Source organism: Variovorax sp. Sphag1AA (genome assembly GCF_014192575.1).
Classification (GTDB): Bacteria; Pseudomonadota; Gammaproteobacteria; order Burkholderiales; family Burkholderiaceae_C; genus Variovorax.
In genome coordinates, this window is the sequence record NZ_JACHYC010000002.1 from 174361 (window position 1) to 201012 (window position 26652).

A 26652-nucleotide genomic window follows, 5' to 3' on the forward strand; every position below is an offset into this window, starting at 1 on the left:
GACGATGCTGCTTTTTCGCTGGGCCATCCTGCTGCTTCTGCTGGTGGCCGGCGCTTCGTTCGCGTTCTACGCGGGCACGGGGCAGGTCAAGTACCGGCGTTTCGGCTGGATCGTCCTCAAGTGGACGCTGCTCGCGGCGTTCGGCTTCTTCGCAGTGCTGATCGCGGAACGCGCCTTCTAGCGCGTGCGCCCCTGCCGGTAGCGTCCGGCGAGCCCTTTTTCGAGCATCGCCGCGGTTTCCAGACGCGCCATCGAGCTGCCGACGTGCGCATGCGTGATCGCGATGCCCAGTGCGTCTGCCGCATCGCTGCCGGGCAGGCCTGGCAACTGCAGCAAGCGTTTCACCATCTCTTGCACCTGCGCCTTGGCGGCACTTCCGTGGCCCGCGACCGCCTGCTTCATCTGCAGTGCCGTGTATTCGGCCACGCTCAGGTTGCACGAGACCAATGCAGTGAGGCACGCGCCGCGCGCCTGCCCGAGCAGCAGCGTCGACTGCGGATTGACGTTGACGAACACGATCTCCACCGCCGCCGCGTCGGGCTTGTAGCGCTCGTTGATTTCGCCGATGCCGTCGAACAGCACCTTGAGCCGCGTCGGCAACTGGCCCTTGCCGATGTGGCGGGTGCTGATCGTTCCGCTGGCAACGTAGCGCAATGAATGGCCGTCGACGTCCACCACGCCGAAGCCGGTGGTCTGCAGGCCGGGGTCGATACCGAGGATGCGCATCGGCCCCTTATACGTTGAAGTACCAACGCACCGCGTGGAAGAACACTGGCGCAGCAAAGCACAGCGCATCCACGCGATCGAGCAGGCCGTTCGCCCCGGTCACGCCCACGCCACGCTGCCCCCAATTGGGAATGCCGCGGTCGCGCTTGAGCGCCTTCATCACCAGATGACCCATCGAGCCGGCCGCGCAGGCGATCAGGGACATCGCGAGCGCCTGCCCGTACTTGAACGGCGTGATGAACGAGAGCAGCGCGCCGAACAGGCTTGCGATCACCATGCCGAGCACCCAGCTCGTCCAGTTGAAGCTGCGGCTCACGTGAGGCGCGAAAGGCGGCTGCATGAACAGCCGATGCCTGAGAGGCCCCAGCAAGCCCTTGGGCATCTCGTTAGACGGTGCGCCGGTGACCGGCATGGACTTTCGGCGCGAGACCAGATGCTGCACCAGCATGCAGGTCTGCACGACGACCACCAGGTAGAACACCAGGAACGCGCTCTTGCCCTCGTAGCGCGGAAAGGAAAGCAGCAGCAGTGCCGGCACATGGCTGAGCCCGTAGACGCAGACCATGATCCCCCATTGCAGCTTGGCATTGCGTTCGAGGAAGTGGCTCGGATCGTCGGCCAGCGCGCTCACGACCGGGATCGCGAGAAACACATACACCGGGATGAACACGGTGAAGAGATCGAAGTGCGCAGTGGCAACCAGCCAGTACTGGATCGGGAGCACCACGAAGAAGGCCAGGATCAGGCTTCGGTGATCCCCGCGGCGCGTCGGCGACAGCGTGATGAACTCGCGCAGCGCAAAGAATGAGATCAGCGCAAAGAGCACGGTCGCGAACGTCGGGCCCAGCGCCCATCCGATCCAGAAGATGATCGCCATCAACCAGCTGGTGCGCAGCAGCGAACTGAAGTGCTGCAGCTCCCGCTGCCAGATCTCGTCATGGACCGGGTTGCGCCTTTCCCGCAGGCTCAGCAGGAAGGCGATCGCGCTGGCAATGAAAAGGAGTCCGAAGACGATGAAGAAAAGGGTCGCGACCTGTTGGGTCGGCGTGAGGTTGCGCAGAAAGTCGTTCATGTGGACCCGGCCCTAGACATCGCGCAATGCAACCACGGCCTCGCGGGCGCGATCGAGGAAAGGGCGGCGTTCCTCGCCCGCTTCGAGCCGTATCGGCGCGCCGAAGGTCACCGAGCACAGGATGGGCACCGGCACCACTTCGCCCTTGGGCATCACGCGCTGCACGTTGTCGATCCACGCCGGCACCAGCACCACCTCGGGAAACATCTGCGCCAGCGTGAACAGGCCCGATTTGAATTTCTGCGGCTCACCCGTGTTGCCGCGCGTGCCTTCGGGAAAGATGATGATCGAGTCGCCACTCTGCAGTGCTTCGATCAGCGGCTGGAGCGGCGCGAGTGCTTCGGCACTTCCGGGGGTGACCGGCGGCGGCGCGGGTTCGGATGCGGCGTGGGTTTCGGCCTGTGCGAGCGGCAGTTCGCCTTGCACGGTCCAGGGCTTCACGGGTTCGACCTCGTCGAATGAAGGCTCGATGCGCTCCGGCTGCGGTTCGGGCGCAGGCGACGGCGGAGGGACGGGCGCAGCGGCTGCGCTGCCTCCTCGCTCCACATAGATCGCGTTGAAGACCTCGGTCGTGATCCATCGCTTGAACGGCGTGGTCGCCCAGTAGTCGCGGGCGGCAATCGGCCGCGTGATGCTGCGAAGCTCCTCCGGCAACGCCGCCCAGATCATCACGAGATCGAGATGGCTTTGATGGTTGGCGAAGTAGATGCGCTGCTCGGCCTTCGGCGGACAGCCCCACCAGCGCGCCTGGGCACCGGTGAGCAGGCGGATGGCAGACAGCAACCCCCATCCCGTGAACTTTGCAAGCATGGCCGATCATATGTTGCTCCCTGCTGCGTCCTGTCCGGGCCTACAGCAGGATGGGCTGATTCCTACAGAGCGAGCGCACCCGGGCGCCGCAAGGTGAGCGGCCGGGCGATTCGGCCCCGATCAAGCCGCGAAGGGATCGATCTTCATGAACACCAATCCGCCGCACGAGGCGCGACTGGGCTACGTGCCTGCGCTCGACGGAATTCGCGGCATCGCGATCGCGATGGTCCTGGTCTTTCACAGCGGATTTCACCCCACCGGAGGCGGCTACCTCGGGGTGGATGTGTTCTTCGTGCTGTCCGGTTTCCTGATCACCAAACTGCTGATGAGCGAGATGGAGCAGCAGGGGCGCATCGATCTGGCGGGCTTCTACTGGCGCAGGGCGTTGCGGCTGTATCCCGTGTTGCTGATCGTGCTGGTCTGTGTGACCTTGCCTGGACACGTCCTCTGGCCCGGCATGCCGATCTGGCAACACGCGGCGCTGGCGGGCCTGTATCTCACCGACTACGCTCAGGCACTGCACTACGTGCCCTCGCCGCTGACCTACACGTGGTCGCTCGCGGTCGAGGAGCACTTCTACGTGCTGTGGCCACTCGCGCTTCCCTTCGTCCTGCGCACGCGCGATCCGGTCCGCGTGATGCTGATGCTCTATCTCGTGGCCTTCATGTGGCGCCTTTTCAACCTGGCGACCGTGGGCTGGTATCCGACCTATTTCCGCTTCGATACGCGGGCGAGCGGCATCATCCTCGGCTGCATGCTGGCGCTGATGCCGACACAGGCACCGCCCAGGTACGCCGGTGTCGTCGCCGTCATCCTGCTGCTGCTCGCGGCGGCACCGCCGAGCTGGGGAGTGGCGACTGGTCTGGGGCTCTCCGCGCCGGTCGCCGAAGTCGGGGCGGCGATCCTGGTGCTCTGCGCCTTTCATTCAAGCCGCGAATCGCGGCTGCTCGCATGGGCGCCGCTGGCCTATGTGGGCCGGCTCTCGTATGGCATCTACTTGTGGCACGCCCCGCTGATGTTCTGGATGCGCGAGAAGGGATTCAGCCGGCTCACGATCCTGATGGGCGGAACCGCGCTGGCCGTGACGCTGGCCGCGCTTTCGTATCACCTGGTCGATCGTCCTGTTCGCATCAAGGGTCGGGCCGCCCTGGCGCGCTGGGCACGGTGGAGAGGGCGGCTTCCCGAGGCGGCGGCCGCGCGGGAATCCGGCATGCCCGCCGATGTTCAGGGCAACTCGGCAGCCGGCATGCGCCCGACGATCAACGCGGTGCGGCCTGCAAGATAGCCCGAGCCCTGGCGGCGCTCGAAGAACTTCGGGCTGGGGAGCATCACTGCAAGCCGTGCCGCCTCGCTCGCGGTGAGACGCGCCGCCGGCTTCCGGAAGTAGTGCTGGGACGCCGCTTCGGCGCCGAAGATGCCTTCGCCCCATTCCACGCTGTTGAGATAGATCTCGAGGATGCGCTCCTTGCTCAGCAGGATTTCCAGCGTGGTGGCGAGCACCAGCTCCTGCGCTTTGCGCAACATGGTGCGCTCGCTCGACAGCAGCAGGTTCTTCGCGAGCTGCTGGGTGATGGTCGACCCGCCGCGCAACTGTGGCGCGCGGGGTTCCTTGCCGCGTGCCCGCATCTGCGCAGCGCGCTTTGCGGCGATCTCCTCGGCCTTCGCATTGCGCTGGCGGGCGCGCTCGATGGCCTCCCATTCCACGCCCTGGTGATAGATGAACTCGCTGTCCTCGCTCGCGATCACCGCGCGCTTGAGCGAATCGGAAATCTGCGCATAGGGCACCCAGTGCTGTCGCCACTCGCGCTCGCCATTGGCGCGGCCCTGCGTGGCAACGCGCCAGGCCTCGGAGCGTTGGAATGCGGTCGATTCGGGAGCGATCGCGGTCATCGCCGCGATGCGTAGGATGAAGAAGAGTTGCAGCGCAAAGGCCGCGATCAGCAGGCAGCCGAGCCAGCGCAGGACCGGCTTCACTTGGCTTCGACGATCGCGCGCAGCTCGGCGAGCACAGGGGCCGTCGGCGGCCGCACGCCGCGCCATGTCTCGAAGGCTTCTGCTGCCTGTTCCACCAGCATGCCGAGGCCATCGCGCGGCACCGCACCGTGTTCGCGCGCCCAGCCCATGAAGCCAGCCGCGGCGGGGCCGTACATCATGTCGACCGCGAGTGAGCCGCGCTTGAGCACGCTCGCCGCCACCGGCACTTCGCCGCCGCCGAGGCTGGAGGCGGTGGCATTCACCAGCACGTCGAACGAACCGGCAACGTCATTGAGCGCCCGTGCTTCGAGTGCCACGTGGTGCTGCATCGCCAGTGCCGCGTGCCGCTGGACGAGCGCGATGGCCTTCTCGAGCGTGCGATTCGCCACCACTAGACGCCGCGGCCCGGCCTCGATCAAAGGGCCGAGCACACCGGCTGCGGCGCCGCCGGCACCCAGCAGCAAGAGATCGCTGCCCGCAATCGCGACGCCCGCGTGCAGCGTGATGTCGTTGACGATGCCGACGCCGTCGCTGTTGTCGCCATGGATGCCGTCTTCGCGAAAGCTCAGCACATTGACCGCGCGCGCGAGCGCGGCGCGCGGCGTCAGGTGTTGCGACAGCGCCGCGGCATCGAACTTGAAGGGCACGGTCACATTGCAGCCGCGAGCGGTGCCAGAAGTCTCCTTGCGGAAGGCCTCCACCCCTGCCTCGAAACCGCCGAGCGCCACGAGCCGGCGACCGTAGTCGAGCTGCTGGCCGGTGAGTTCGGCAAAGCGCGCATGAATCCACGGCGAGCGGCTGTGCTCGACCGGGTTGCCCATCACACAGTAAAGATCCACGGTGCCTCCCTCGTTGTCATTTGGCCGAGAGCTGGGTCTCCAGCGTCTCGTCATGGGTGAACTTGAAGCGTGACGGCAGCACGATCTGGTCGGTCTGCTTGCGCATCGCGTCGGTGAACTTGCCGAAGTTGCCGATGCTGCGGACGATGGCTTGCGCCCGTCGGTCCAGCACCTTGTTGCCGGAGCTTTCGACGATGTCGGTCGCGAGGATCGAGCCGTCGAAGTTGACCGTCACCATCATCGTGAGCTCGCCATAGAGCTTCTTGCCGCTGGCCTCGGGGAAGTTCTCGGTGCCGCGCACTTCGATCCTGCGCCTGAGCGCGTCGACATAGGCCGCATAGGCCGCTTCGCGCGTTGCGGGGCTGAGGTAGCGCTTCTTGGGCCGCGCGTTCTCTTCGTTGACACGGCGCTCGATCTCGGCGAGCAGTTCGATGAGCTGACGGCGTTTTTCTTCGCGCGCGGCGGCCTCGCTCGGGTCACCCGAGCTGCGCGGGTCCGTCGTCGACGGCATCGTGGCGAGTTGCTGCTTGAGCTGCGCCAGCAGCAACATCTGCTGCTGCTGCATCGAGTCGACCTGGCGCTGCGCGTCTTCCATCGAGTCGCCGATCGTGGTGAATGTCGATGGTGGCAGCGGGCTCGTGGCGCGGCCCTTGTCGAGGTCGCCGCCGCCGGCCAACGAGGTCTGCGCGATCGCCCGGGCCTTGTCGGGGCGTTCGTTGGTCTTCGCGTTGACCAGGATGACCTCCAGCGGCGTTTCCTTGAAGACGCGGTTGAAGGACTCCGGGTCCACGAAACGGACGGTCAGCAAGGCCGCGTGGGCAATGACGGACAGCCCGAGAGCGATCTGCAGCGTGCTGAAGTCACGCAGTTTCATGGGGTGCCTTCTCCTGGTCTGGCCATGTCGAACGATGCCCTCAGGCGGGCGCTCCCTCCGGTGCGGATTCGCTGTCGGTGAGGTCCACCGCGATGGCGATGGGGCCGGCGACTTCTTCCTCGTCCTCGGCGCCTTCGTCTTCGGGTGCCGCTTCAGCGGCAGTGGTGTCCAGACGCTCGATGACGGTGCCGTGCACGTCGAGTGCGATCTCGTCGACCTCGCCGAGCTTGACGCGCACCCGCGCGCCGCGTTGCAGCCCTTGCGTGCCCGTCACCTGGAACACCAGCGGCAAGGTGTCGGCGCGCACCATCGCGCCATTAGGCACGTCCTTGATGAGCGTGGCATCGAGTTCGGTGATGCCTTCCTGTTCGAGGTACTTGAGCGTCCAGAAGCGCTCCATGCCACCCTGGTGTGCGTTGTAGGCGCTGTAGGCCGCATCGAAGCCCGACAGGATGGAGAACAGGTCGGCGTCCTTCGGCTTGAAGGGCGCGGCGAGCGCCGCGGTCTTTCCGTGCCGCGCTGCCGCGATGATCTGCCACTGGTTCACGAGGTCGGTATAGCGGCGCAGCGGCGAAGTGCTCCACGCATAGCTCTTCACGCCCAGGCCTGCGTGCGGCAGCGCCCGCGTGCCCATGCGAACCTTGATGCCGGGCAGCAGGCTGGCCTGGCTGCGGTATAGGGCCGGAACGCTCAGTTCGGCGAGCCAGCCGCCCCAGCTGCTGTTGGCCAGGATCATGGCTTCGGAAACGATCAGGTCGAGCGGCGCGCCGCGCTGGCGCGTCGAAATCTGCACCTGTTCGTTGCCGGTAGGCTCACCCTCGTTGCCCACGAGCCGGAAGGTGTAGTCGGGCCGATTGAAAGTCTCAGGCTTGCCGCGAACCACTTCGCGTTGCGACTTCAGGTGCTTGGCGAGACGGAAGAGGAAGGTCAGCGGCTCGCGCACGCGCGTGGCGATCTCGGGGGTGTTGTCGGCCTGCACCGATGCATCCTCGAGCCACTCCTTGGATATCACGGTGTCGAGCTGGTCGTGGCGCAGGTTGGCAACGATCGGCACGCGCTCGAGGCGGGTTTCGGTCGATTTCAGTTCGAGCGTCGATTCGTCGAAGGTGGCGTAGAGCGACACGGCGGGGCAGTCGCGGCCTTCCTGCAGCGTGTAGGTGTCGACCACGTGGTCCGGAAGCATCGTGATCTTGTAGCCCGGCATGTAGACCGTGGACATGCGCGTTCGCGCGACCTGGTCGATCGCACTGCCCGGCGTCAGGGCGAGGCCCGGTGCTGCGATGTGGATGCCAACGACGACGCTGCCGCTCCCGAGTCCCTGTACGGACAGGGCATCGTCGATTTCGGTGGTGTGCGAATCGTCGATCGAGAAGGCCTCGACCTTTGCCACTGGGAGCTCGTCCGCGATCGCGGGGGCGTCTAGCGCTGGGAAGCCGGTTCCCTTCGGGAAGTTCTCGAACAGGAAACGGTGCCAGTGGAACTGGTAGGACGAATCGATCGCGCCGGCCTGCTTCAGCAGTTCGAGCGGCGGGCGCTGCGTGGCGCGCGCCGCTTCGACCACCGCCTTGTACTCGGGTGCGTTCTTGTCGGGCTTGAAGAGGATCTTGAAGAGCTGATCGCGCACTGGCGCGGGACATTCGCCCGCGGCCAATTGCGCCGACCATTCGGCGATTTGCGCCTGGACGGCCTTCTTTTTCTCAATGGCGGCGAGGGCCTGCTGCAGGATTTCTGCCGGCGCCTTCTTGAATCGACCCTTCCCGGCGCGGCGGAAGTAATGCGGCGCGTCGAAGAGCGCGAGCAGCGCGGCTGCCTGCTGGGTCAGCGTGGGGTTGGCCTGGAAGTATTCGGCGGCGAGGTCCGCAAAGGCGAATTCGCCTTCGGGCGCGAATTCCCATGCCAGATCGAGATCGACGTCGGCCGCGAGTTCGCGCGCTTCGGCCAGCAACTCGCCCGGGGCGGGCTTCTCGAAGCGCAGCACGATATTGACGCCCTTGACTTTGACGCGCTTGCCGGTCTCGAGCTCGACCTGGGCCGACGCCTCGGCCTCCGACAGGACGCGGCCGCCGAGGTACTTTCCGGCTTCTTCGAACAATACAAACATGGCGCGGATTGTCCCACGCAGCGCGCCGGCTTCCGGCCGCCCGGAGGCTCAGGCGGGGTCGAGGAAGGCCAGGACTTCGCCGAGGTGGCTGCGCTCGAAATCGCTCAGCGCGTGGTCCTCGCCCTCGATGATCTTCTGGCGGCTTCCGGGATAGCGGCCGGACATTTCCCGCCAATCCAGCACCTCGTCGCCCTTGGCGATGACCGCGAAGACGCGCTCCGGACGGGCGAGCGGGCCGACATCGAGGGCGCGCAACTCGTCGATGTACTCGGGCCGGAAATAGAAATGCTCGCTGGGGTCGTGCCAGGCCACCTGGTCACCGATGTAGCTGGCCAGGTCCCGGGCTGGATGGACGGCCGGGTTGAGCAGCACGGCGCGGCATCCGGTTTTCTGCGCGACGTAGGTGGCATAGAAGCCGCCGAGCGAGGAGCCCACCACTCCCATCGATTCCTGCGGCCAGCCGGCAATGCCCGACATCACGAGCTCGATCGCGGCCTTTGGCGAGGGCGGGAGCTGCGGGCACCACCACGTCGTTGCAGGGTGCTCTCTGGCAATGTGCTGCGCCATCAGCCGGGCCTTGTTGGACTGCGGCGACGAGCGAAAGCCGTGCAAATAGAGCAGGTGGGTGACGGGCGGTGCGGAATTCATAGGGCAATTATCCGAACGCACCCTGAATGCCCCCGAAAACCGACTGCATTGAACGGTCGCCGGCCCCACTGTCCGTAGGGCCCGATGCTGGCGCGGGGGATAATCGAAGGCTATGTCAGCCGTCCTCCACCAACCCTCGCTCGCACGCCGTCTCTTGCCGGTGTTCCAGGGTTTCGATGGCTATCTCCTTTTCGCGGTTCTCCTGCTTGCCGGTGCCGGGTTGCTGACGATGTATTCGTCCGGCTACGACCACGGCACCCGTTTCGTCGACCATGGCCGGAACATGCTGCTCGCCGCGGGCATCATGTTCGTCGTGGCCCAGGTGCCGCCGCAGCGACTGATGAAGTTTGCAGCGCCGCTCTACCTGGTCGGCGTAGCGCTGCTGGTGGCGGTCGCGCTTTTCGGTATTACCAAGAAGGGGGCGCAGCGCTGGATCAATGTGGGCGTCGTGATCCAGCCGAGCGAGATCCTCAAGATCGCGATGCCGCTGATGCTTGCATGGTGGTTCCAGCGCCGCGAGGGCCAATTGCGCGCGCTGGATTTCGTAGTGGCGACGGTGCTGCTCGCGGTGCCGGTCGGCCTCATCATGAAACAGCCCGATCTCGGCACCGCACTTCTGGTGCTGGCGACCGGGCTGTCGGTGATCTTCTTTGCTGGGCTGCCGTGGAAGCTCATCGTGCCGCCGGTGGTGATCGGGCTGGTCGCGGTGGCGCTGATCGTCGGGTTCGAGTCGCAGCTATGCGCCGACGGCTTCGACTGGCGGATTCTTCACGACTACCAGAAGCAGCGCGTCTGCACGCTGCTCGATCCGACCAAGGACCCGCTCGGCAAAGGCTTCCACATCATCCAGGGGATGATCGCGATCGGCTCGGGCGGCGTGCCGGGCAAGGGGTTCATGCAGGGCACGCAGACCCACCTCGAATTCATCCCCGAACGCACCACCGACTTCATCTTCGCGGCGTATTCCGAGGAGTTCGGCCTCGTCGGCAACCTGTTCCTGATCGCCTCGTTCATCTTCCTGATCTTCCGGGGACTGATCATCGCGGTCGACGCGCCCACACTCTTTTCCCGCCTGCTGGCCGGCGCGGTGACCATGATCTTCTTCACCTACGCCTTCGTGAACATGGGCATGGTGAGCGGCATCCTGCCGGTCGTGGGCGTGCCGCTGCCCTTCATCAGCTATGGCGGGACGGCGATGGTCACACTCGGACTTGGGCTCGGCATCCTGATGTCCATCGCCCGGGCGAAACGGCTGGTTCAGACTTAGCGGGGATTTGGGCGCGAGCCTAGAATCCCTTGATGATCTCCCGCGAACCCACCATCGAGCGCCTCGCAACGGCGCAGCAACTCCTGCTCACGCCTTTCGGGCTCGACGAATCGCACCTCTCGCGTGCGCTCGCCGAGATCGCCGCGCACAAGGTGGATGACGCCGATCTCTACTTCCAGTACACGCGCAGCGAAGGCTGGAGCCTCGAGGAAGGCATCGTCAAGACCGGCAGCTTCAGCATCGACCAGGGCGTCGGCGTGCGCGCGGTCAGCGGTGAAAAGACAGCCTTTGCCTATTCGGACGACATCTCCGAAGCCTCGCTGCTCGACGCGGCGCGCACGGTGCGCAGCATTTCTGCCGCCGGCCGGTCGGCGCGCGTCAAGGCGCCGGCACGCAAGATCGCCGGTAGCCGTTCGCTCTACGGCGGTATTGACCCGATCGCCACGCTCGATAGCACCGCCAAGGTCCAGCTCCTCGAAAAGGTCGAGAAGCTCGCGCGCTCGCGCGATCCGCGGGTGTCGCAGGTCATGGCGGGGCTCGCGAGCGAATACGACGTGGTGCTCGTCGCGCGCGCCGATGGCACGCTGGCGGCGGATGTGCGCCCGCTCGTGCGTCTCTCGGTGACGGTGATCGCCGAGCAGAACGGCCGCCGCGAAGTCGGCTCCGGCGGCGGTGGCGGGCGCTTCGGCCTGGCGTACTTCGATGACGAACACATCGCCGAATACGTCGACCAGGCGGTCAAGTCCGCGCTGACCAATCTGGACTCGCGTCCGGCGCCCGCCGGCGAAATGACTGTCGTGCTCGGCCCGGGCTGGCCGGGCATCCTGCTGCATGAAGCCATCGGCCACGGGCTGGAGGGCGACTTCAACCGCAAGGGTTCGAGCGCGTTCTCGGGTCGCATCGGCGAACGCGTTGCCGCCAAGGGCGTGACGGTGCTCGACGACGGCACCATCGCCGATCGCCGCGGCTCGCTCAATGTCGACGACGAAGGCAACCCGACGCAGCGCAACGTGCTCATCGAGGACGGCATCCTCAAGGGCTACATCCAGGATTCGCTCAACGCCCGCTTGATGAAGACCGCGCCCACCGGCAACGGCCGTCGCGAGAGCTATGCACACTCGCCGATGCCGCGCATGACCAACACCTACATGCTGGGCGGCAGCCACGCACCGGACGAAATCGTCGCGAGCATCAAGAAGGGTCTGTACGCGGTCAACTTCGGTGGCGGTCAGGTCGACATCACCAGCGGCAAGTTCGTGTTCTCGGCCAGCGAGGCCTATTGGGTGGAGAACGGCAAGATCCAATATCCGGTCAAGGGCGCGACGCTGGTGGGCAATGGCCCCGACGCACTCACGCGCGTCAAGATGATCGGCAACGACATGGCGCTCGACTCCGGCGTGGGCACCTGCGGCAAGGAAGGCCAAAGCGTGCCGGTCGGCGTCGGCCAGCCGACGCTGCGCATCGATGGCCTCACTGTCGGTGGGACCGCGTGAACTAGTTCACCGGTTTTTTCTTGCCTGTGCTACATTCTTTCCCCATGTCCGCAGCTCGCGCTTATTACTTTGCCTACTTTTGGTTCCCGAATATCGGCGGACGAGAGGCGCGCGCGTAAGGCAAGCAGACAGACAGAACCTCCCAAAACCGCCGGTGCCAAAAGCCCGGCGGTTTTTTCTTGGCCCCACGATTTCACGATCCAACCGAAGGAACAACACATGAGCTCCAAAGCCGCCGCTAGCGACACCTGGTATGCAAACGTCGAAAAGACCAGCCGGACCGACGACGAACGCATCAAGGACATCACTGTGTTGCCTCCCCCAGAACACCTGATCCGCTTCTTCCCGATTCGGGGGACGCAGGTCGAAACGCTCATCACCGGCACCCGCCGGACGATCCACAACATCATGGCCGGCAAGGACGACCGGCTGCTGATCGTGATGGGACCGTGCTCCATCCATGACCCAGCAGCGGCGCTCGAGTACGCCCGGCGCCTGAAAGCCGAGCGCGAGAAATACGCCGGCACGCTGGAGATCGTCATGCGCGTCTACTTCGAGAAGCCACGCACCACGGTGGGCTGGAAGGGCCTGATCAACGATCCGTACCTCGACGAGAGCTACCGCATCGACGAGGGCCTGCGCATCGCGCGCCAGTTGCTGATCGAGATCAACCGCATGGGCCTGCCGGCGGGCAGCGAGTTCCTCGACGTGATCTCGCCGCAGTACATCGGCGACCTGATCTCGTGGGGCGCGATCGGCGCGCGCACGACCGAAAGCCAGGTGCATCGCGAACTCGCTTCGGGCCTGTCGGCGCCCATCGGCTTCAAAAACGGCACTGACGGCAACATCCGCATCGCCACCGATGCGATCCAGGCGGCGGCACGGGGCCATCACTTCCTTTCGGTGCACAAGAACGGCCAGGTCGCGATCGTGCAGACCAACGGCAACAAGGATTGCCACGTCATCCTGCGCGGCGGCAAGGCGCCCAACTACGACGCCGCGAGCGTTGCGGCCGCGTGCAAGGACCTCGAGGCCGCCAAGCTGCATCCCACGCTGATGGTCGACTGCAGCCACGCCAACAGCAGCAAGCAGCACCAGAAGCAGATCGACGTCGCAAAGGACATCGCTGGGCAGATCGGTGGCGGCAGCCGCAGCATCTTCGGGTTGATGATCGAAAGCCACCTGAATGCCGGCGCGCAGAAGTTCACGCCGGGCAAGGACTCCATCGACGGACTCGAATACGGCAAGAGCATCACCGATGCATGCCTGGGTTGGGAGGATTCGACCCAGGTACTCGAAGTGCTGTCGCAAGCGGTCAAGCGCCGCCGCGGGTAATTTCCGCCGCCCCGGGGCGGCTGCGCTTCAGATCAGCGCAGCCAGCGCCGGCCAGTGGTGCCGCAGCAGTGCGGCTTCGTCGCCGTCGGGGCGCATGAAAGAGAAGTCGTCGAAATCGAAGCCCGGGCCCACGGTGCAACTCACGAGCGTGTAGTCCTCGCCGCCGTGCGCCTTGAGCGGCTGCGCGGCTTGCCATTGGCCCGCCGCAACTGTGTGCTGGGGCCGCGTCCCGTGGACGTCGACAGGACCCAGCCGGATGTGCGCAGGCGGGGTGCGCAGGGCGGCATCGCTGGTCCACAGCGCCAGCGGCGCGCCTTCGAGATGAATCCACACCTCGTCGGACTGCACGCGATGCCAACGCGAATGCTGGTGCGCTTCGAGGAGGAAATAGATGGTCGTCAGCGCGTCGCGCGAAGGCCGGCCATCAGCGGGCTGCACCTGCGCCGATGAGCGATAGATCTCGCGGAACCAGCCGCCCTCCGGGTGGGGTTGCAGATTCAGGGTCTTGATCAGCTCTTGGGCGCGCATGATGCGGATGTTAGTCCTCGCGGCTCGTTCACCGCGAGGCGCGCAGCGCGGAAAGCAGCTTGTCGTGCACACCGCCGAAGCCGCCATTGCTCATGCAGACGATGTGATCGCCCGGCCGCGCGGCGGCCACCACCTGTGGGACCAGCGCATCGATGCTGCCGGAGACCTTTGAGCGCTCGCCCAATGGCGCGAGCGCCGCTGCGGCGTCCCAGTCCAGGCCGCCGCTGTGGCAGAACGACAGGTCGGCAGATTCCAGGCTCCAGGGAAGCTGCGCGGCCATCGTGCCCAGTTTCATCGTGTTGCTGCGGGGCTCGAAGACGGCGAGGATGCGGTCCGCCTTTCGTCCGTCTCCGTCCAGCTTCTGGCGCAGGCCGTCCAGCGTCGTCCGGATCGCGGTCGGGTGATGGGCGAAGTCGTCGTAGACCGCGATCGCGCCTTCCGGTCGGTCCACTACGCCGCGCAGTTCCATGCGGCGGCGCACGTTGCGGAAACTGCCGAGCGCGTCGGCGGCTGCAGCCGGCGAGACGCCGACGTGCTCCGCCGCGGCGATCGCTGCGAGTGCGTTCATCTGGTTGTGTAGTCCGGTGAGCGCCCATTGAACGCGGCCGACGAAGGCCCCGCCGCGCAGCACTTCGAACGAGTCATGCGCGCCCTGTGCCTGCCATTCGCCGCCGGCGCCGAAGCGCGCGAGTTGGCTCCAGCATCCCTGGGCCAGAACGCGGCGCAGGCTTTCCTCGGTCGCGTTGACGACAAGCCGGCCGCTTCCAGGGACGGTTCGCACGAGATGGTGGAACTGCCGTTCGATCGCTGCGAGATCGTCGAAGATGTCCGCGTGGTCGAACTCGAGGTTGTTCAGGATTGCGGTGCGGGGCCGGTAGTGGACGAACTTGCTTCGCTTGTCGAAGAAGGCCGTGTCGTATTCGTCGGCCTCGATCACGAAAGCGGCGCTTTCCCCGCGACCGAGGCGGGCGGACACGCCGAAATCCAATGGAACGCCGCCGACCAGGAATCCCGGCGCGAGTCCGGCCCGTTCGAGGATCCAGGACAGCATGGAGGTCGTGGTCGTCTTGCCGTGCGTGCCGGCGACCGCCAGCACGTGCCGCCCCTGGAGTACGTGCTCCGCGAGCCATTGCGGACCACTCGTGTAGTTCGCACCAGCGTCGAGGATGGCTTCCATCAGCGGAAACTTGGGCGATCCGTCAGCGAACCGCGCGCGGGAAACGACGTTGCCGACGACGAATACATCGGGCTTCAGGGCCATTTGGTCCGCGCCGAAGCCTTCGATGAGGTCGATCCCGAGCGCACGGAGCTGATCGCTCATCGGCGGATAGACGCCGGCGTCGCAGCCGGTCACTTTGTGGCCGGCTTCGCGCGCCAGCGCGGCAACGCCGCCCATGAAGGTGCCGCAGATGCCGAGAATGTGAATGTGCATCGGCCAATTCTAGGGATGCGGTAGGGGCGCGAGCGCTTGGCCTTCTGCCTGCGCGCTACTGAGGGCAAAATGACCCGATGGACGATTTCAAACTGGAGATCGCCGCTTCTGCGGCCCGCCTCGTGGTCGAGGAAGGACTGGAGTACGGCCCCGCGAAACGCCGCGCGTTGCGCGACCTGGGGCTGCCTGCGCGCACCGCGCTGCCGAACAACGATGAAATCGAGGCGGAGGTACGCGACTACATACGGCTCTATTGCGCCGATACGCAGCCGAAGGAATTGCATGCGCTGCGAGTTCTTGCACTTGAATGGATGGAGCACATGGCGGAATTTCGCCCGCATATCGGGGGCGCCGTCTGGCATGGCACCGCGACGCGGCTTTCCGACATCTACATCCAGCTCTTCTGCGACGACCCCAAATCGGCCGAAATTGCGCTGATCGATCACCACGTGGATTACGAACCGCGCATGGTGACCGGCTTCCACGGCGAACAGGTGGAAGCGCTCAGCCTCCACGCGGCGAGCCGGGCGCTGGGTGAGGAGGTCGGCGTGCATCTGATGGTGTACGACCTCGACGACCTGAGGGGCGCACTCAAGCCGGATTCGCAGGGCCGCGTCCCGCGCGGCAACTTGGCGGCGCTGCGGCGACTGATTGAAAAGGAAAACGGATGACCTCAGGACCGACGCGGCGCGGCCTGCTTTACGGCGGGGTCGCGGTGATCGCCGCGGCTGCCGGGATTGGTGGCGCCTATTGGAAGAGTCGGGACACCCAAAAGGGCGGCGAACGCCTGGATGATGCGTTCTGGTCGCAGCGTTTCGACCGGCCGGACGGCGGTGAACTGGCGTTCGCCGGCTTGCGCGGTAAACCGTTGTTGATCAATTTCTGGGCAACATGGTGCCCGCCGTGCGTCGAGGAAATGCCGATGATCGACGCTTTCTCTCGCGAAAATGGTGCCAACGGCTGGCAAGTTGTCGGTTTGGCCATCGATCAGCCGAGCGCCGTGCGCAAGTTCCTGGAGAAGACGCCCGTCACCTATCCGATTGGTCTGGCGGGACTGCAGGGCACCGAACTCGTCAAGAACCTCGGCAACACCTCGGGTGGCCTTCCGTTCACGCTCGTTATCGATAGTGGCGGTTCGGTCGCGGCGCGTAAAATGGGCAGGCTCGACCCGAGCGACCTGCAAACGTGGCGCCGCGCCTGAGTTCGCGGCTAGAATCCGGCCCCACCAATTTGGCAGATGGCGGTAAAACGCCGAAATAAGCCGAAATTCAGGCGAGTTACGTTCTAATAACCGGCAAAGCCGAGGCTGGAGTCCCATGGATCTACGCAAGCTCAAGACACTGATCGATCTGGTGTCTGAATCCAACATTTCCGAGCTGGAAATCACCGAAACAGAAGGCAAGGTCCGGATCGTGAAGGGTGGACCCGCCGCGCCGGTCCAGTACGTGCAAACCGTTGCCACGCCGGCCGCAGCTCCCGCCATCGCTGGCGTTCCCGCTCCTGCCGCCGCACCGGCCGCTGCCCCGGCAACCACCGGGCACGCCGTCAAGTCGCCGATGGTCGGCACCTTCTACCGCTCGTCCAGCCCCGGCGCCCCCGCATTTGTCGAGATCGGCAGCCAGGTGAAGGAGGGCGACACCCTCTGCATCATCGAGGCGATGAAGATCCTCAACGAGATCGAGGCCGACAAGGCGGGCACCATCACCCAGATCCTCGGCGAGAACGGCCAGGCGGTCGAATACGGCCAACCGCTGTTCATCATCGAGTGACCATGTTCAAGAAGATCCTGGTCGCGAACCGCGGTGAGATCGCCTTAAGAATCCAGCGCGCTTGCAGCGAGCTCGGCATCAAGGCGGTCATGGTCTATTCGGAGGCCGACCGCGAAGCCAAATACGTCAAGCTGGCCGAAGAAGCGGTGTGCATCGGCCCCGCGCCTTCGTCGCAAAGCTACCTGAACATGCCCGCCATCATCTCGGCCGCCGAGGTGACGGATTCCGAGGCCATCCATCCCGGCTACGGCTTCCTGAGCGAGAACGCGAACTTCGCCGAACGGGTGGAGCAGAGCGGCTTCCAGTTCATCGGCCCCACGCCCGAGTCGATCCGCATCATGGGCGACAAGGTGTCTGCCAAGCAGGCCATGATCAAGGCCGGCGTGCCTTGCGTCCCGGGCTCCGACGGTGAACTCTCGGACGATGCCACGGCCAACAAACGCATTGCGCGTGCCATTGGCTATCCGGTGATCATCAAGGCCGCCGGTGGCGGTGGTGGTCGCGGCATGCGCGTGGTCCACACCGAAGCGGCGCTGGTCAATGCGATCCAGATGACCAAGGCCGAGGCTGGAGCGGCGTTCAACAATCCCGCCGTGTACATGGAGAAGTTTCTCCAGAACCCGCGACACGTCGAGATCCAGATTCTGGCTGACAAGCACAAGAACGCGGTGTATCTGGGAGAGCGCGACTGCTCGATGCAGCGCCGCCACCAGAAGGTCATCGAGGAATCGCCCGCGCCGGGCATTCCGCGCAAGCTGATCGAGAAGATCGGCGAGCGTTGCGCCATGGCTTGCAAGAAGATCGGCTACCGCGGTGCCGGCACCTTCGAGTTTCTCTACGAGAACGGCGAGTTCTACTTCATCGAGATGAACACGCGGGTGCAGGTCGAGCATCCGGTCACCGAGTTCACCACCGGCATCGACATCGTGAAGACGCAGATCATGGTGGCGGCGGGCGAGAAGCTTCCGTTCACGCAGCGCCAGATCGAGATGCGCGGCCACGCGATCGAGTGCCGCATCAACGCCGAGGATCCGTACAAGTTCACGCCCTCGCCGGGGCGCATCACGATGTGGCATCCGCCGGGCGGTCCCGGTGTGCGCGTGGATTCGCATGCCTACACGAACTACTTCGTGCCGCCGAACTACGACTCGATGATCGGCAAGATCATCGTCTACGGCGACACGCGCGAGCAGGCCATGGCCCGCATGCGCACCGCGCTCAACGAAACCGTGATCGAGGGCATCCTGACCAACATGCCGCTGCACCGCGAGCTGATGGTCGACGCCAACTTCATGAACGGCGGCACCAACATCCACTACCTCGAAGAGTGGCTCGCTGCGCACAAGCGCTGAGCAACCAGGGCCGGAGCCAACTGTGTTCGAACTTCGTCTGCTTGCGCCGGAAGAGAGCGTCGAGATCATCAGCGACGCGCTCGATGCGCTCGACGCGCTGAGCGTTTCAGTCGAGGATGCCGACGCGCAGACCGATGCGGAGCAGGCGCTGTTCGGCGAGCCTGGCATGCCGCCGCCCAAGGAGGGATGGCAGCATTCGCGTGTGATCGCCCTGTTCTCGACGGAGGCGTTGGCGCGCGAAGCCGCATCGGTACTGTCGGCCCAGGACTTCTTCGATGGATGCAGCGTAGTCGGCGTCGTCGACGTGCCCGAGCAGGACTGGGTGCGGCTGACGCAATCGCAGTTCGCGCCGGTCGAGATCACGCCCGAGTTCTGGATCGTTCCCACCTGGCATGAGCCGCCCGCGCAGGCGAGGCAGGTCATCCGCCTCGACCCCGGACTGGCGTTCGGCACGGGAACGCATCCGACCACCCGCATGTGCCTGCGCTGGACAGCGTCGCGCGGCGACCTCTCCGGGCAGCGTGTGCTCGACTACGGATGCGGCTCGGGCATCCTTGCGATCGGGGCCGCGAAGTTCGGCGCACGCGATATCGACGCGGTCGACATCGACGAGGCCGCAGTCGAATCGACGCGGCTCAATGCCGACGCGAATGGCGTGCACCTCAACGCTGGTTTGCCGGAGGCCGCAAGCGGCCGCTACGACGTGGTGCTGGCGAACATTCTCGCGACGCCGCTCAAGGTGCTCGCGCCGCTGCTTTGTGGCTATGTGGCGCCTGGCGGTTCGCTGGTGCTGGCCGGCATCCTCGAGCGACAGGCCGACGAACTGAAGCAGGCCTACGCGCCTTATGCATCGCTGGAAGTTTCGGACAGCGAGGACGGTTGGATCCTGATGACGGCGCGGCTCTAGCCGGCCCTCGCCTCGTCGTGCCTCACGCAGAGGCAACCCTACAATCTGCGCCTCATGAGTCTGGTCACCCGCTGTCCCGCGTGCGCCACCCCGTTCAAGGTGGTCAGGGACCAGCTTCGCATCTCGGATGGATGGGTGCGATGCGGGCGTTGCAGCCAGGTCTTCGATGCGACTGTGGATCTGCGGGAAGCGGCTGAATTCCATGTGGAAACTCCCGCGCCTCCGCTGCCATCTGCGCTCGACGCGGCCGTGCCTGATGCGGTTGTCGAAGAGCTTCCGCGCGACGCCGACACCTCCGTTGAACTCTCGGAAACCCCCGAGCCGCTTGCGGAGGCGGAGCAGCCGAATGGCGATCCAGTTTCAGTCGCAGTCGAAACGGACTTCTTCGACGACTTCCATGAGGCGCTGACGATAGGCCGCGCACTTCCGTCGTCCGACCCTGTGCAAGCGCCCCCCGTGGACGCCTACGACGACGATGCCGATCGCGCCGACACGCCCGTTCGCGAGAGCGTCCCCGATATGGCGTGGCCTGACGCGGACATGTTGTCTCTCGGTGACGAAGGACGAGTCGCGGTGCGCCCACCGGTGCCGCCTCCGCTGTCTTTTCCCGATATCGATCTTTCGCTTCCGTCATCGCCGCGCGCTGCCGCTGCGGCGACCCCGGCGCCGGCTTTGGCAGCAGTGCCGGCAGACGCCGGGTCTGCATCAGACGACCTGAGCAATGTCCAATTGCAGAAGGCGCTTCGCCGTGCGCGCGCCAAGTCCGCAAAGATCGCGAAGGCGCGCGAGCGGAAAGCCACGTCGACCGACACGGCGCCCGTGGTGCTGTCCGCCAGCGAACCTGAGCCCGCCATCGAGCCGATGCCTGCCGAGCTGTCGCAATTCTTCGGCGCGGAAAGCGACAAGGGCTTCTGGCAGCGTCCCGTCGTGCGCGGCGTGATGGCACTGCTCGCCTTTCTCGGCGTCGTGCTCCTGCTGGGGCAGATGGCCTACCAGGAACGCGATCTGATCGCTGCGCGCCAGCCGTCGCTTCGCCCGGCACTCCAATCGATGTGCAGTGTGCTCGGCTGCGAGGTTTCCGCGCTTCGCCAGATCAACGACATCAAGGTCGATGGCGCATCGTTTGCGCGCGAGAAGAGTGACGACGGCTATCGATTCAGCTTCACGCTTCGCAACGGGGCGGAGGTCCCGCTCGCGATGCCCGCCGTCGAACTGTCACTGCTCGACACGCAAGAGCGCGCTGTCGTCAGGCGTGTGCTGATGCCCGCCGAGTTCGGTGCGCCGAACGTCTTGCCGGCGCGTTCGGAGCGCTCGGCGTCGCTCTTGCTCAGGCTCACCGGCCCCGAGGTTGCGCTCATGCCGCCCGTGGCCGGCTTTCGCGTGGAGACGCTCTATCCTTGAGCGTCACACGCCCCATCCAACCATTCGACAACTCCATCAGACGGTTCACCCATGGCAGCAGTGATTTGCGGTTCGCTCGCGTTCGACACCATCATGACCTTCGAAGGCCGGTTCGCCGACCAGATCCTTCCAGACCAGTTGCACATCCTCAATGTGTCGTTCCTGGTGCCTGGCCTCCGGCGTGACTTCGGCGGCTGCGCGGGAAACATCGCCTACAGCCTCAACGCGCTCGGCGGCAATGCGCTGCCGATGGCCACGGTCGGCGTCGACGGCGAGTCCTACGTCGAGCGGCTTCGTTCGCTGGGGATCAGCACCGAGTTCGTCCGCCAGGTCGACGACACCTTCACCGCCCAGGCGATGATCATGAACGACCGCGACAACAACCAGATCACGGCGTTCCACCCCGGTGCGATGCAGCAGGCGCACATCACGCAGATCACGGCGCGTGAGGACATCCGCGTCGGCATCATTGCTCCCGACGGCCGCGACGCGATGCTGCAACATGCCGAGCAGTTCAAGGCTGCGGGCATTCCTTTCGTGTTCGATCCAGGCCAGGGTCTGCCGATGTTCGACGGCAAGGAGCTGGCGCACTTCGTCGATCTTGCAAGCTGGGTAGTGGTGAATGACTACGAAGGCAAGATGCTGTCGCAGCGCACCGGCTGGAGCCTGGCCGAAATCTCCAAGCGCGTGCGCGGTCTGGTGGTGACGCTGGCCGCGGAAGGCTGCGAAGTCTGGACGCAAGGCGAGCGCGAACACGTTCCCGGCGTGGTGCCGACCGCGGTGATCGAGCCGACGGGCTGTGGCGATGCATGGCGTGGCGCATTGCTTTACGGGCTCGAAAAGGAATGGTCGCTTGCGCGCTGCGCGGCACTCGGCAATCAATTGGGCGCGCTCAAAATTGCCCAACGCGGTCCGCAGAATTACACGGTGGATCGAAAGGCGCTTGGCCTTTAATTCATTGCCCAAAAGCAAAAAAAGCCCGGTGCGCAAGCACCGGGCTTTTTTCTTTGACAGCGACTGATAACTCAGGGCTTGCTGGCCGTCGGGAACGGCCAAGCTGCCTGGGGATTCAGCGTCGTCTGGGCTGCGGAAGGAGCGGCAGCGGGGGCAGCGGCAGGCGCCTTCGCGGGGGCCTTGGCCTTCTTGGCAGCAGGCTTCTTCGCTGCTTTCTTGGCGGCAGGCTTCTTGGCTGCAGCCTTTTTCGCAGGAGCCTTCTTGGCAGCGGCCTTCTTCGCCGGAGCCTTCTTGGCTGCTACCTTCTTGGCAGCGGCCTTCTTCGCCGGAGCCTTCTTGGCTGCTACCTTCTTGGCAGGAGCCTTCTTCGCCGGAGCCTTCTTGGCTGCTACCTTCTTGGCAGGAGCCTTCTTCGCCGGAGCCTTCTTGGCCGGAGCCTTCTTGGCCGCTACCTTCTTGGCAGGAGCCTTCTTCGCCGGGGCCTTCTTGGCTGCTACCTTCTTGGCAGGAGCCTTCTTTGCCGGAGCCTTCTTCGCAGCGGCCTTCTTGGCCGGCGCTTTCTTTGCAGTTGCCATTTCTATCTTCTCCTTGATCAAGTTGAAAAAATCAACCTCTTGAAGCACTCCACGCATGTTGGACATCGCGGAGCGATCCATGGTGTTGGAGCACGCCCCAACACCATGAACACCGAAGCCCTACCGCTGCCGCACTCTTTGGCGCAGTCCGTCGGCGAGGGCAAGTTCTGAACTCACTTTGTTCTTGTCGAAATCAATCCCAGGAGAGAGCACCACCCGACTGATACTCGATCACACGGGTTTCGAAGAAATTGCGCTCCTTCTTCAGGTCAATCATTTCGCTCATCCACGGGAAGGGATTTTCTTCGTTCGGGAAGAGCGTTTCGAGGCCGATCTGCTGCGCGCGCCGGTTGGCGATGTAGCGCAGATAGCCCTTGAACATGGAGGCGTTCATGCCGAGCACGCCACGCGGCATGGTGTCTTCGGCATATCGGTATTCGAGCTCGACGGCCTTCAGGAAGAGGGCCTTGATCTCCGCCTTGAACTCAGCGGTCCAGAGGTGCGGGTTCTCGAGCTTGAGCTGGTTGATCAGGTCGATGCCGAAATTGCAGTGCATCGATTCGTCGCGCAGGATGTACTGGTACTGCTCGGCAGCACCGGTCATCTTGTTCTGGCGGCCCAGCGCAAGGATCTGCGTGAAGCCAACGTAGAAGAACAGGCCTTCCATCAGGCAGGCGAAGACGATCAGCGACTTGAGCAGCGTCTGGTCGTTTTCCGGTGTGCCGGTGTGGAAGTTCGGGTCGCTGATGGCGTCGATGAACGGAATCAGGAACTGGTCCTTCTCGCGGATCGACGGCACTTCGTTGTACGCGTTGAAGATCTCGCTCTCATCGAGGCCGAGCGATTCGACGATGTACTGGTAGGCGTGCGTGTGGATCGCTTCTTCGAACGCCTGGCGCAGCAGGAACTGGCGGCACTCGGGCGCCGTGATGTGGCGATAGGTGCCCAGCACGATGTTGTTGGCGGCCAGCGAATCGGCGGTCACGAAGAAGCCGAGGTTGCGCTTGACGATGCGGCGCTCGTCTTCGGAGAGGCCGTTCGGGTCTTTCCAGAGCGCGATGTCGCGCGTCATGTTCACTTCCTGCGGCATCCAGTGATTGGCGCAGGTGGCGAGGTACTTCTCCCAAGCCCACTTGTACTTGAACGGCACCAACTGGTTGACGTCGGTCTGGCCGTTGATGATGCGCTTGTCGGCTGCCTTGACGCGGTGGCCCGTGGGCACTGCCGATGCGGTCGGCTGCGCCGCGCGCGCTGCAGCGCTTTCAGCGTATGCATGCGCGACAGGAGCGACGGAAGAAATTTGGGGAGCAATTTGCGAAGTCGGAAACTCCGACGAGCGGCCGACTTGCGTGCCGCTGTTCGATGTGTGCCGCAATCCTTGTTGAAGATTCGTTGGCAAGGAGGGCTTGACTTCTTCGTCCCAGGTCAACATAGAAAAATCCAATGCTCAAATTATGTGAGCAACGATGTGAGTTGCAAAGTGCTCCTACACATCGCGCTCCAATTATGTTGTCGTTATGTTGTTCGCATGCATCGCAATTTGTCAGGCAATGCCGCGAACTACGCCAACTTCATGCCGACATTACTGGCACGCTTCGCACGTCGGATCATCGACGCCGCAGAACGCGATGTCGGTTGCGGGGATCGCATTCATCTGCGCTTGCGCTGCCAGAGCCGCTGCGTCGAGTGCGCTCATGCCGGACGGCGAATCGCTACCCGACGACACCGCATTGAGTCGACCCGATTGAACCGTCGACTTCTCTGCATGCGTCGCACTCTGCGTGCGCAGGTAGTAGGTGGTCTTCAGGCCGCGCAGCCATGCGAGCTTGTAGGTGTCGTCCAGCTTCTTGCCTGATGCACCAGCCATGTAGATGTTCAGCGACTGCGCCTGGTCAATCCACTTCTGGCGACGTGCAGCGGCCTCGACGAGCCACGTGGTCTCGATCTCGAACGCGGTGGCGTAGAGCGCCTTGACGTCCTGCGGCACGCGGTCGATGGGGCGCAGCGAACCGTCGAAGTGCTTCAGGTCCATCACCATGACGTCGTCCCACAGGCCGAGGCGCTTGAGGTCGCGCACCAGGTAGTGGTTGATGACCGTGAACTCGCCGGAGAGGTTCGACTTGACCGAGAGGTTGCCGAAGCAGGGCTCGATCGAGGCGTCCACGCCGATGATGTTGGAGATGGTCGCGGTCGGTGCGATGGCGACGCAGTTGGAGTTGCGCATGCCATCGGCCTTGATCTTCTGACGCAGCTCGTTCCAGTCGAGCGTGGAAGAGCGGTCCACTTCGATGTAGCCGCCGCGCGCCTTCTCGAGCAGGTCGAGCGTGTCGAGCGGCAGCACGCCCTTGTCCCACAGCGAACCCTTGTAGCTCGAGTATTTGCCGCGCTCGCGGGCCAGTTCGGTCGAAGCCCAGTACGCGTAGTAGCAGATCGCTTCCATCGATTCGTCGGCGAACTGCACCGCTTCCTGCGATGCGTAGGGGATGCGCAGTTCATACAGCGCGTCCTGGAAGCCCATCAGGCCGAGGCCGACCGGGCGATGGCGCAGGTTGGAGTCGCGCGCCTTCTTGACTGCGTAGTAGTTGATGTCGATCACGTTGTCGAGCATGCGCATCGCGGTCGAGATGGTCCGCTTGAGCTTTTCCTGATCGACCTTGCCGTCCTTCAAGTGCTGCAGCAGGTTGACCGAGCCGAGGTTGCAGACGGCGGTTTCGGTGTCGCTGGTGTTCAGCGTGATCTCGGTGCAGAGGTTGGACGAGTGCACCACGCCGGCGTGCTGTTGCGGCGAGCGAACGTTGCAGGCGTCCTTGAACGTGATCCACGGATGCCCGGTTTCGAACAGCATCGTGAGCATCTTGCGCCAGAGGTCGGTCGCGGGAATCGTGCGGCTCGGCTTCAGATCGCCGCGCGATGCCTTCTCTTCATAGGCGACGTAGGCGGCTTCGAACTCGGCGCCGAACTTGTCATGCAGGTCGGGCACGCTCGATGGCGAGAAGAGCGTCCAGTTGCCCTTTTCCATCACGCGGCGCATGAACAGGTCCGGAATCCAGTTCGCCGTGTTCATGTCGTGCGTGCGGCGGCGGTCGTCGCCGGTGTTCTTGCGCAGCTCGAGGAATTCCTCGATGTCGAGGTGCCAGCTTTCCAGGTAGGTGCAGACGGCGCCCTTGCGCTTGCCGCCCTGGTTCACCGCGACGGCGGTGTCGTTCACCACCTTGAGGAAGGGAACCACGCCTTGCGATTCGCCGTTGGTGCCCTTGATGTGGCTGCCGAGGGCGCGCACGCGCGTCCAGTCGTTGCCCAGACCGCCGGCGAACTTCGACAGCAGTGCGTTTTCCTTGATCGACTCGTAGATGCCGTCGAGGTCGTCCGGTACGGTGGTCAGATAGCAGCTCGACAGCTGCGAGCGCAGCGTGCCGCTGTTGAACAGCGTCGGCGTGCTCGACATGAAGTCGAAGGACGACAGCACTTCGTAGAACTCGATCGCGCGGGCTTCGCGGTCGATTTCGTTGAGCGAAAGGCCCATCGCGACACGCATGAAGAAGGCCTGCGGCAGTTCGATGCGCGTCTTGCGCACGTGCAGGAAGTAGCGGTCGTACAGGGTCTGCAGGCCGAGGTAGTCGAACTGGTTGTCGCGCTCGGGCTTGAGCGCGGCGCCGAGGCGGGCCAGGTCGAACTGCAGCAGCTTCTCGTCGAGGAGCTCGTTGTCGACGCCCTTCTTGATGAACTGCGGGAAGTAGTCGGCATAGGCCTGCGCGCGCTCGGCGGGCGGCACTTCGCGGCCGATGATTTCCTTGAAGATCGTGTGCAGCAGCAGGCGCGCGGTCGCGAAGGTGTAGTCGGGGTCCTTCTCGATCAGCGTGCGGGCGGCGAGGATGGATGCCTTGTAGACCTCGTCGAGCGGAACGCCGTCGTAGAGGTTGCGCATCGTCTCGGCGACGATCGGCTCAGCCGAGATGCCTTCGCCCAGTCCGGCGCAGGCGGATTCGATCAGGGCCTTGAGTTCGCCGAGATCGAGCGCGACGCGTTCGCCGCGGTCGAGCACATGCAGCGTCGGTGCTGCAGCGGGCGCTTCCTGCTCGCCGTGCTTCGCGCGCTCCTGCGTGCGGCGTTCGCGGTAGAGCACGTAGGCACGGGCGATCTCGTGGTGGCCGCCGCGCATCAGGCCGAGTTCGACCTGATCCTGCACGTCTTCGATATGGAAGGTGCCGCCGCCCGGACGCGAACGCATCAGCGCGCGCACCACGTTCTGCGTCAGCGTGTCGACGGTTTCGCGGACGCTGGCCGATGCGGCGCCCTGGGTGCCGTGCACGGCCAGGAAGGCCTTCATCATCGCGATGGCGATCTTGTTCGGCTCGAAGGGCACCACGGCGCCGTTGCGGCGAATGATCTGATAGTTGGCGAGTGCGTTGCTGGCGGGCGAGCCGGCGACGTCACGGTTTTGCGGCGTCGAGGGTACGGCGCGGGGGGTGGAGGGGGTGTTCAGGGCAGTTTGCATTCAGTCCTCGTTTGGCAATTCTTGTGGAGGGCGGCGCCACTTCAGCTTTTGTTTCCGGCTGTAAATGGCTGGCAGGGGCACACTATATCTAGGGTCCGTG

25 protein-coding genes are annotated in these 26652 nt (G+C 64.6%); 12 read left to right on the forward strand and 13 right to left on the reverse strand.

All coding sequences use genetic code 11. The annotated features are described in order from the left end of the window. The first annotated feature begins 4 nt into the window (after positions 1–4). The gene (locus tag FHW64_RS07360) at positions 5–181 is read left to right on the forward strand and encodes a hypothetical protein (RefSeq protein WP_177142683.1); all 177 of its coding nucleotides are present in this window, start codon (positions 5–7) and stop codon (positions 179–181) included. On the opposite strand, the gene ruvC is transcribed toward FHW64_RS07360, so the two are convergent. From ruvC to FHW64_RS07375, 3 genes are read right to left on the reverse strand one after another with little or no spacing between them, the layout of a single operon-like run. Next, entirely contained in the window at positions 178–726 is a 549-nt protein-coding gene (gene ruvC / locus FHW64_RS07365; protein ID WP_184524619.1) for a crossover junction endodeoxyribonuclease RuvC, read from the reverse strand. The two genes, FHW64_RS07360 and ruvC, sit on opposite strands and share 4 nt — an antisense overlap. 7 nt (positions 727–733) lie before the next feature. Next, complete coding sequence (locus FHW64_RS07370) at positions 734–1798, reverse strand: phosphatidate cytidylyltransferase (RefSeq protein WP_184524621.1); 1065 nt, start codon at positions 1796–1798, stop codon at positions 734–736. Positions 1799–1810: 12 nt separating this feature from the next. Beyond that, entirely contained in the window at positions 1811–2608 is a 798-nt protein-coding gene (locus tag FHW64_RS07375) for a lysophospholipid acyltransferase family protein (RefSeq protein WP_184524623.1), read from the reverse strand. Between the two features lie 145 nt (positions 2609–2753). Between FHW64_RS07375 and FHW64_RS07380 the strand changes: the two genes are divergently transcribed. Further along, positions 2754–3893: an acyltransferase gene (locus tag FHW64_RS07380; RefSeq protein ID WP_184524626.1), complete on the forward strand. Its 1140-nt coding sequence runs from the start codon at positions 2754–2756 to the stop codon at positions 3891–3893. Here the strand turns inward: FHW64_RS07380 and mtgA are convergent. From mtgA to FHW64_RS07405, 5 genes are read right to left on the reverse strand one after another with little or no spacing between them, the layout of a single operon-like run. After that, positions 3833–4582: a monofunctional biosynthetic peptidoglycan transglycosylase gene (gene mtgA / locus FHW64_RS07385; protein WP_184524628.1), complete on the reverse strand. Its 750-nt coding sequence runs from the start codon at positions 4580–4582 to the stop codon at positions 3833–3835. The two genes, FHW64_RS07380 and mtgA, sit on opposite strands and share 61 nt — an antisense overlap. Next, positions 4579–5421, reverse strand: a complete 843-nt coding sequence (gene aroE / locus FHW64_RS07390) for a shikimate dehydrogenase (RefSeq protein ID WP_311733268.1) — start codon at positions 5419–5421, stop codon at positions 4579–4581. Before aroE ends, mtgA begins: the two co-directional genes overlap by 4 nt. 16 nt (positions 5422–5437) lie before the next feature. Continuing rightward, entirely contained in the window at positions 5438–6295 is an 858-nt protein-coding gene (locus FHW64_RS07395) for a TonB family protein (protein ID WP_184524630.1), read from the reverse strand. A gap of 40 nt (positions 6296–6335) precedes the next feature. Beyond that, on the reverse strand, positions 6336–8396 hold the full coding sequence (locus tag FHW64_RS07400) for a ribonuclease catalytic domain-containing protein (RefSeq protein ID WP_184524632.1): 2061 nt from the start codon (positions 8394–8396) through the stop codon (positions 6336–6338). 48 nt (positions 8397–8444) lie between these two features. Beyond that, positions 8445–9044: a YqiA/YcfP family alpha/beta fold hydrolase gene (locus FHW64_RS07405; RefSeq protein ID WP_184524634.1), complete on the reverse strand. Its 600-nt coding sequence runs from the start codon at positions 9042–9044 to the stop codon at positions 8445–8447. Between the two features lie 112 nt (positions 9045–9156). Between FHW64_RS07405 and rodA the strand changes: the two genes are divergently transcribed. From rodA to FHW64_RS07420, 3 genes are all read left to right on the forward strand, one after another. After that, positions 9157–10311, forward strand: coding sequence for a rod shape-determining protein RodA (gene rodA, locus FHW64_RS07410; RefSeq protein ID WP_184524636.1), 1155 nt, complete (start codon positions 9157–9159; stop codon positions 10309–10311). 32 nt (positions 10312–10343) lie between these two features. Beyond that, positions 10344–11804 carry a metalloprotease TldD gene (tldD, locus tag FHW64_RS07415; RefSeq protein WP_184524638.1) on the forward strand — a complete coding sequence of 487 codons (1461 nt, stop codon included), beginning with the start codon at positions 10344–10346 and terminating at the stop codon, positions 11802–11804. Positions 11805–12023: 219 nt separating this feature from the next. After that, positions 12024–13139: a 3-deoxy-7-phosphoheptulonate synthase gene (locus FHW64_RS07420; RefSeq protein ID WP_184524640.1), complete on the forward strand. Its 1116-nt coding sequence runs from the start codon at positions 12024–12026 to the stop codon at positions 13137–13139. 27 nt (positions 13140–13166) lie between these two features. Here the strand turns inward: FHW64_RS07420 and FHW64_RS07425 are convergent, their stop codons facing one another. Together FHW64_RS07425 and mpl are read right to left on the reverse strand one after the other, a co-directional pair. Then, the gene (locus FHW64_RS07425; RefSeq protein WP_221210234.1) at positions 13167–13667 is read right to left on the reverse strand and encodes a cupin domain-containing protein; all 501 of its coding nucleotides are present in this window, start codon (positions 13665–13667) and stop codon (positions 13167–13169) included. 28 nt (positions 13668–13695) lie between these two features. Next, entirely contained in the window at positions 13696–15099 is a 1404-nt protein-coding gene (gene mpl, locus FHW64_RS07430) for a UDP-N-acetylmuramate:L-alanyl-gamma-D-glutamyl-meso-diaminopimelate ligase (RefSeq protein WP_184524642.1), read from the reverse strand. 77 nt (positions 15100–15176) lie between these two features. Here mpl and FHW64_RS07435 point away from each other — a divergent pair, with 77 nt between their 5' ends. The 7 genes from FHW64_RS07435 (at position 15177) to FHW64_RS07465 (ending at position 21482) form a co-directional block, all read left to right on the forward strand. Beyond that, complete coding sequence (locus tag FHW64_RS07435; protein ID WP_184524644.1) at positions 15177–15770, forward strand: hypothetical protein; 594 nt, start codon at positions 15177–15179, stop codon at positions 15768–15770. Continuing rightward, entirely contained in the window at positions 15767–16300 is a 534-nt protein-coding gene (locus tag FHW64_RS07440) for a TlpA disulfide reductase family protein (protein ID WP_184524646.1), read from the forward strand. Before FHW64_RS07435 ends, FHW64_RS07440 begins: the two co-directional genes overlap by 4 nt. 115 nt (positions 16301–16415) lie before the next feature. Continuing rightward, positions 16416–16868, forward strand: coding sequence for an acetyl-CoA carboxylase biotin carboxyl carrier protein (gene accB / locus FHW64_RS07445; RefSeq protein ID WP_184524648.1), 453 nt, complete (start codon positions 16416–16418; stop codon positions 16866–16868). Positions 16869–16870: 2 nt separating this feature from the next. Then, on the forward strand, positions 16871–18220 hold the full coding sequence (accC, locus tag FHW64_RS07450; protein WP_184524650.1) for an acetyl-CoA carboxylase biotin carboxylase subunit: 1350 nt from the start codon (positions 16871–16873) through the stop codon (positions 18218–18220). A 22-nt stretch (positions 18221–18242) separates the two neighbouring features. Then, on the forward strand, positions 18243–19127 hold the full coding sequence (gene prmA / locus FHW64_RS07455; RefSeq protein WP_184524652.1) for a 50S ribosomal protein L11 methyltransferase: 885 nt from the start codon (positions 18243–18245) through the stop codon (positions 19125–19127). Positions 19128–19181: 54 nt separating this feature from the next. After that, on the forward strand, positions 19182–20528 hold the full coding sequence (locus tag FHW64_RS07460; protein WP_184524654.1) for a zinc-ribbon and DUF3426 domain-containing protein: 1347 nt from the start codon (positions 19182–19184) through the stop codon (positions 20526–20528). A 51-nt stretch (positions 20529–20579) separates the two neighbouring features. Then, positions 20580–21482, forward strand: coding sequence for a carbohydrate kinase family protein (locus FHW64_RS07465; protein WP_184524656.1), 903 nt, complete (start codon positions 20580–20582; stop codon positions 21480–21482). Between the two features lie 71 nt (positions 21483–21553). On the opposite strand, the gene FHW64_RS07470 is transcribed toward FHW64_RS07465, so the two are convergent. The 3 genes from FHW64_RS07470 to FHW64_RS07480 all read right to left on the reverse strand — a co-directional run bounded on the left by FHW64_RS07470 (position 21554) and on the right by FHW64_RS07480 (position 26552). Then, positions 21554–22057 carry a histone H1-like DNA-binding protein gene (locus FHW64_RS07470; RefSeq protein WP_184526242.1) on the reverse strand — a complete coding sequence of 168 codons (504 nt, stop codon included), beginning with the start codon at positions 22055–22057 and terminating at the stop codon, positions 21554–21556. A gap of 193 nt (positions 22058–22250) precedes the next feature. Next, the gene (locus FHW64_RS07475; RefSeq protein ID WP_184524658.1) at positions 22251–23489 is read right to left on the reverse strand and encodes a ribonucleotide-diphosphate reductase subunit beta; all 1239 of its coding nucleotides are present in this window, start codon (positions 23487–23489) and stop codon (positions 22251–22253) included. A gap of 150 nt (positions 23490–23639) precedes the next feature. Further along, positions 23640–26552: a ribonucleoside-diphosphate reductase subunit alpha gene (locus tag FHW64_RS07480; RefSeq protein ID WP_184524660.1), complete on the reverse strand. Its 2913-nt coding sequence runs from the start codon at positions 26550–26552 to the stop codon at positions 23640–23642. Positions 26553–26652: the final 100 nt, after the last annotated feature.

What these genes read in the sequence shown, in the direction of transcription:
- FHW64_RS07360 (WP_177142683.1), top strand. Translation starts at nt 5, where the DNA reads ATGCTGCTTTTTCGCTGGGCCATCCTGCTGCTTCTGCTGGTGGCCGGC.
- ruvC (WP_184524619.1), bottom strand. Translation starts at nt 726, where the DNA reads ATGCGCATCCTCGGTATCGACCCCGGCCTGCAGACCACCGGCTTCGGC.
- FHW64_RS07370 (WP_184524621.1), bottom strand. Translation starts at nt 1,798, where the DNA reads ATGAACGACTTTCTGCGCAACCTCACGCCGACCCAACAGGTCGCGACC.
- FHW64_RS07375 (WP_184524623.1), bottom strand. Translation starts at nt 2,608, where the DNA reads ATGCTTGCAAAGTTCACGGGATGGGGGTTGCTGTCTGCCATCCGCCTG.
- FHW64_RS07380 (WP_184524626.1), top strand. Translation starts at nt 2,754, where the DNA reads ATGAACACCAATCCGCCGCACGAGGCGCGACTGGGCTACGTGCCTGCG.
- FHW64_RS07395 (WP_184524630.1), bottom strand. Translation starts at nt 6,295, where the DNA reads ATGAAACTGCGTGACTTCAGCACGCTGCAGATCGCTCTCGGGCTGTCC.
- FHW64_RS07400 (WP_184524632.1), bottom strand. Translation starts at nt 8,396, where the DNA reads ATGTTTGTATTGTTCGAAGAAGCCGGAAAGTACCTCGGCGGCCGCGTC.
- FHW64_RS07405 (WP_184524634.1), bottom strand. Translation starts at nt 9,044, where the DNA reads ATGAATTCCGCACCGCCCGTCACCCACCTGCTCTATTTGCACGGCTTT.
- rodA (WP_184524636.1), top strand. Translation starts at nt 9,157, where the DNA reads ATGTCAGCCGTCCTCCACCAACCCTCGCTCGCACGCCGTCTCTTGCCG.
- tldD (WP_184524638.1), top strand. Translation starts at nt 10,344, where the DNA reads ATGATCTCCCGCGAACCCACCATCGAGCGCCTCGCAACGGCGCAGCAA.
- FHW64_RS07420 (WP_184524640.1), top strand. Translation starts at nt 12,024, where the DNA reads ATGAGCTCCAAAGCCGCCGCTAGCGACACCTGGTATGCAAACGTCGAA.
- FHW64_RS07425 (WP_221210234.1), bottom strand. Translation starts at nt 13,667, where the DNA reads ATGCGCGCCCAAGAGCTGATCAAGACCCTGAATCTGCAACCCCACCCG.
- mpl (WP_184524642.1), bottom strand. Translation starts at nt 15,099, where the DNA reads ATGCACATTCACATTCTCGGCATCTGCGGCACCTTCATGGGCGGCGTT.
- FHW64_RS07435 (WP_184524644.1), top strand. Translation starts at nt 15,177, where the DNA reads ATGGACGATTTCAAACTGGAGATCGCCGCTTCTGCGGCCCGCCTCGTG.
- FHW64_RS07440 (WP_184524646.1), top strand. Translation starts at nt 15,767, where the DNA reads ATGACCTCAGGACCGACGCGGCGCGGCCTGCTTTACGGCGGGGTCGCG.
- accB (WP_184524648.1), top strand. Translation starts at nt 16,416, where the DNA reads ATGGATCTACGCAAGCTCAAGACACTGATCGATCTGGTGTCTGAATCC.
- accC (WP_184524650.1), top strand. Translation starts at nt 16,871, where the DNA reads ATGTTCAAGAAGATCCTGGTCGCGAACCGCGGTGAGATCGCCTTAAGA.
- FHW64_RS07460 (WP_184524654.1), top strand. Translation starts at nt 19,182, where the DNA reads ATGAGTCTGGTCACCCGCTGTCCCGCGTGCGCCACCCCGTTCAAGGTG.
- FHW64_RS07465 (WP_184524656.1), top strand. Translation starts at nt 20,580, where the DNA reads ATGGCAGCAGTGATTTGCGGTTCGCTCGCGTTCGACACCATCATGACC.
- FHW64_RS07470 (WP_184526242.1), bottom strand. Translation starts at nt 22,057, where the DNA reads ATGGCAACTGCAAAGAAAGCGCCGGCCAAGAAGGCCGCTGCGAAGAAG.
- FHW64_RS07475 (WP_184524658.1), bottom strand. Translation starts at nt 23,489, where the DNA reads ATGTTGACCTGGGACGAAGAAGTCAAGCCCTCCTTGCCAACGAATCTT.
- FHW64_RS07480 (WP_184524660.1), bottom strand. Translation starts at nt 26,552, where the DNA reads ATGCAAACTGCCCTGAACACCCCCTCCACCCCCCGCGCCGTACCCTCG.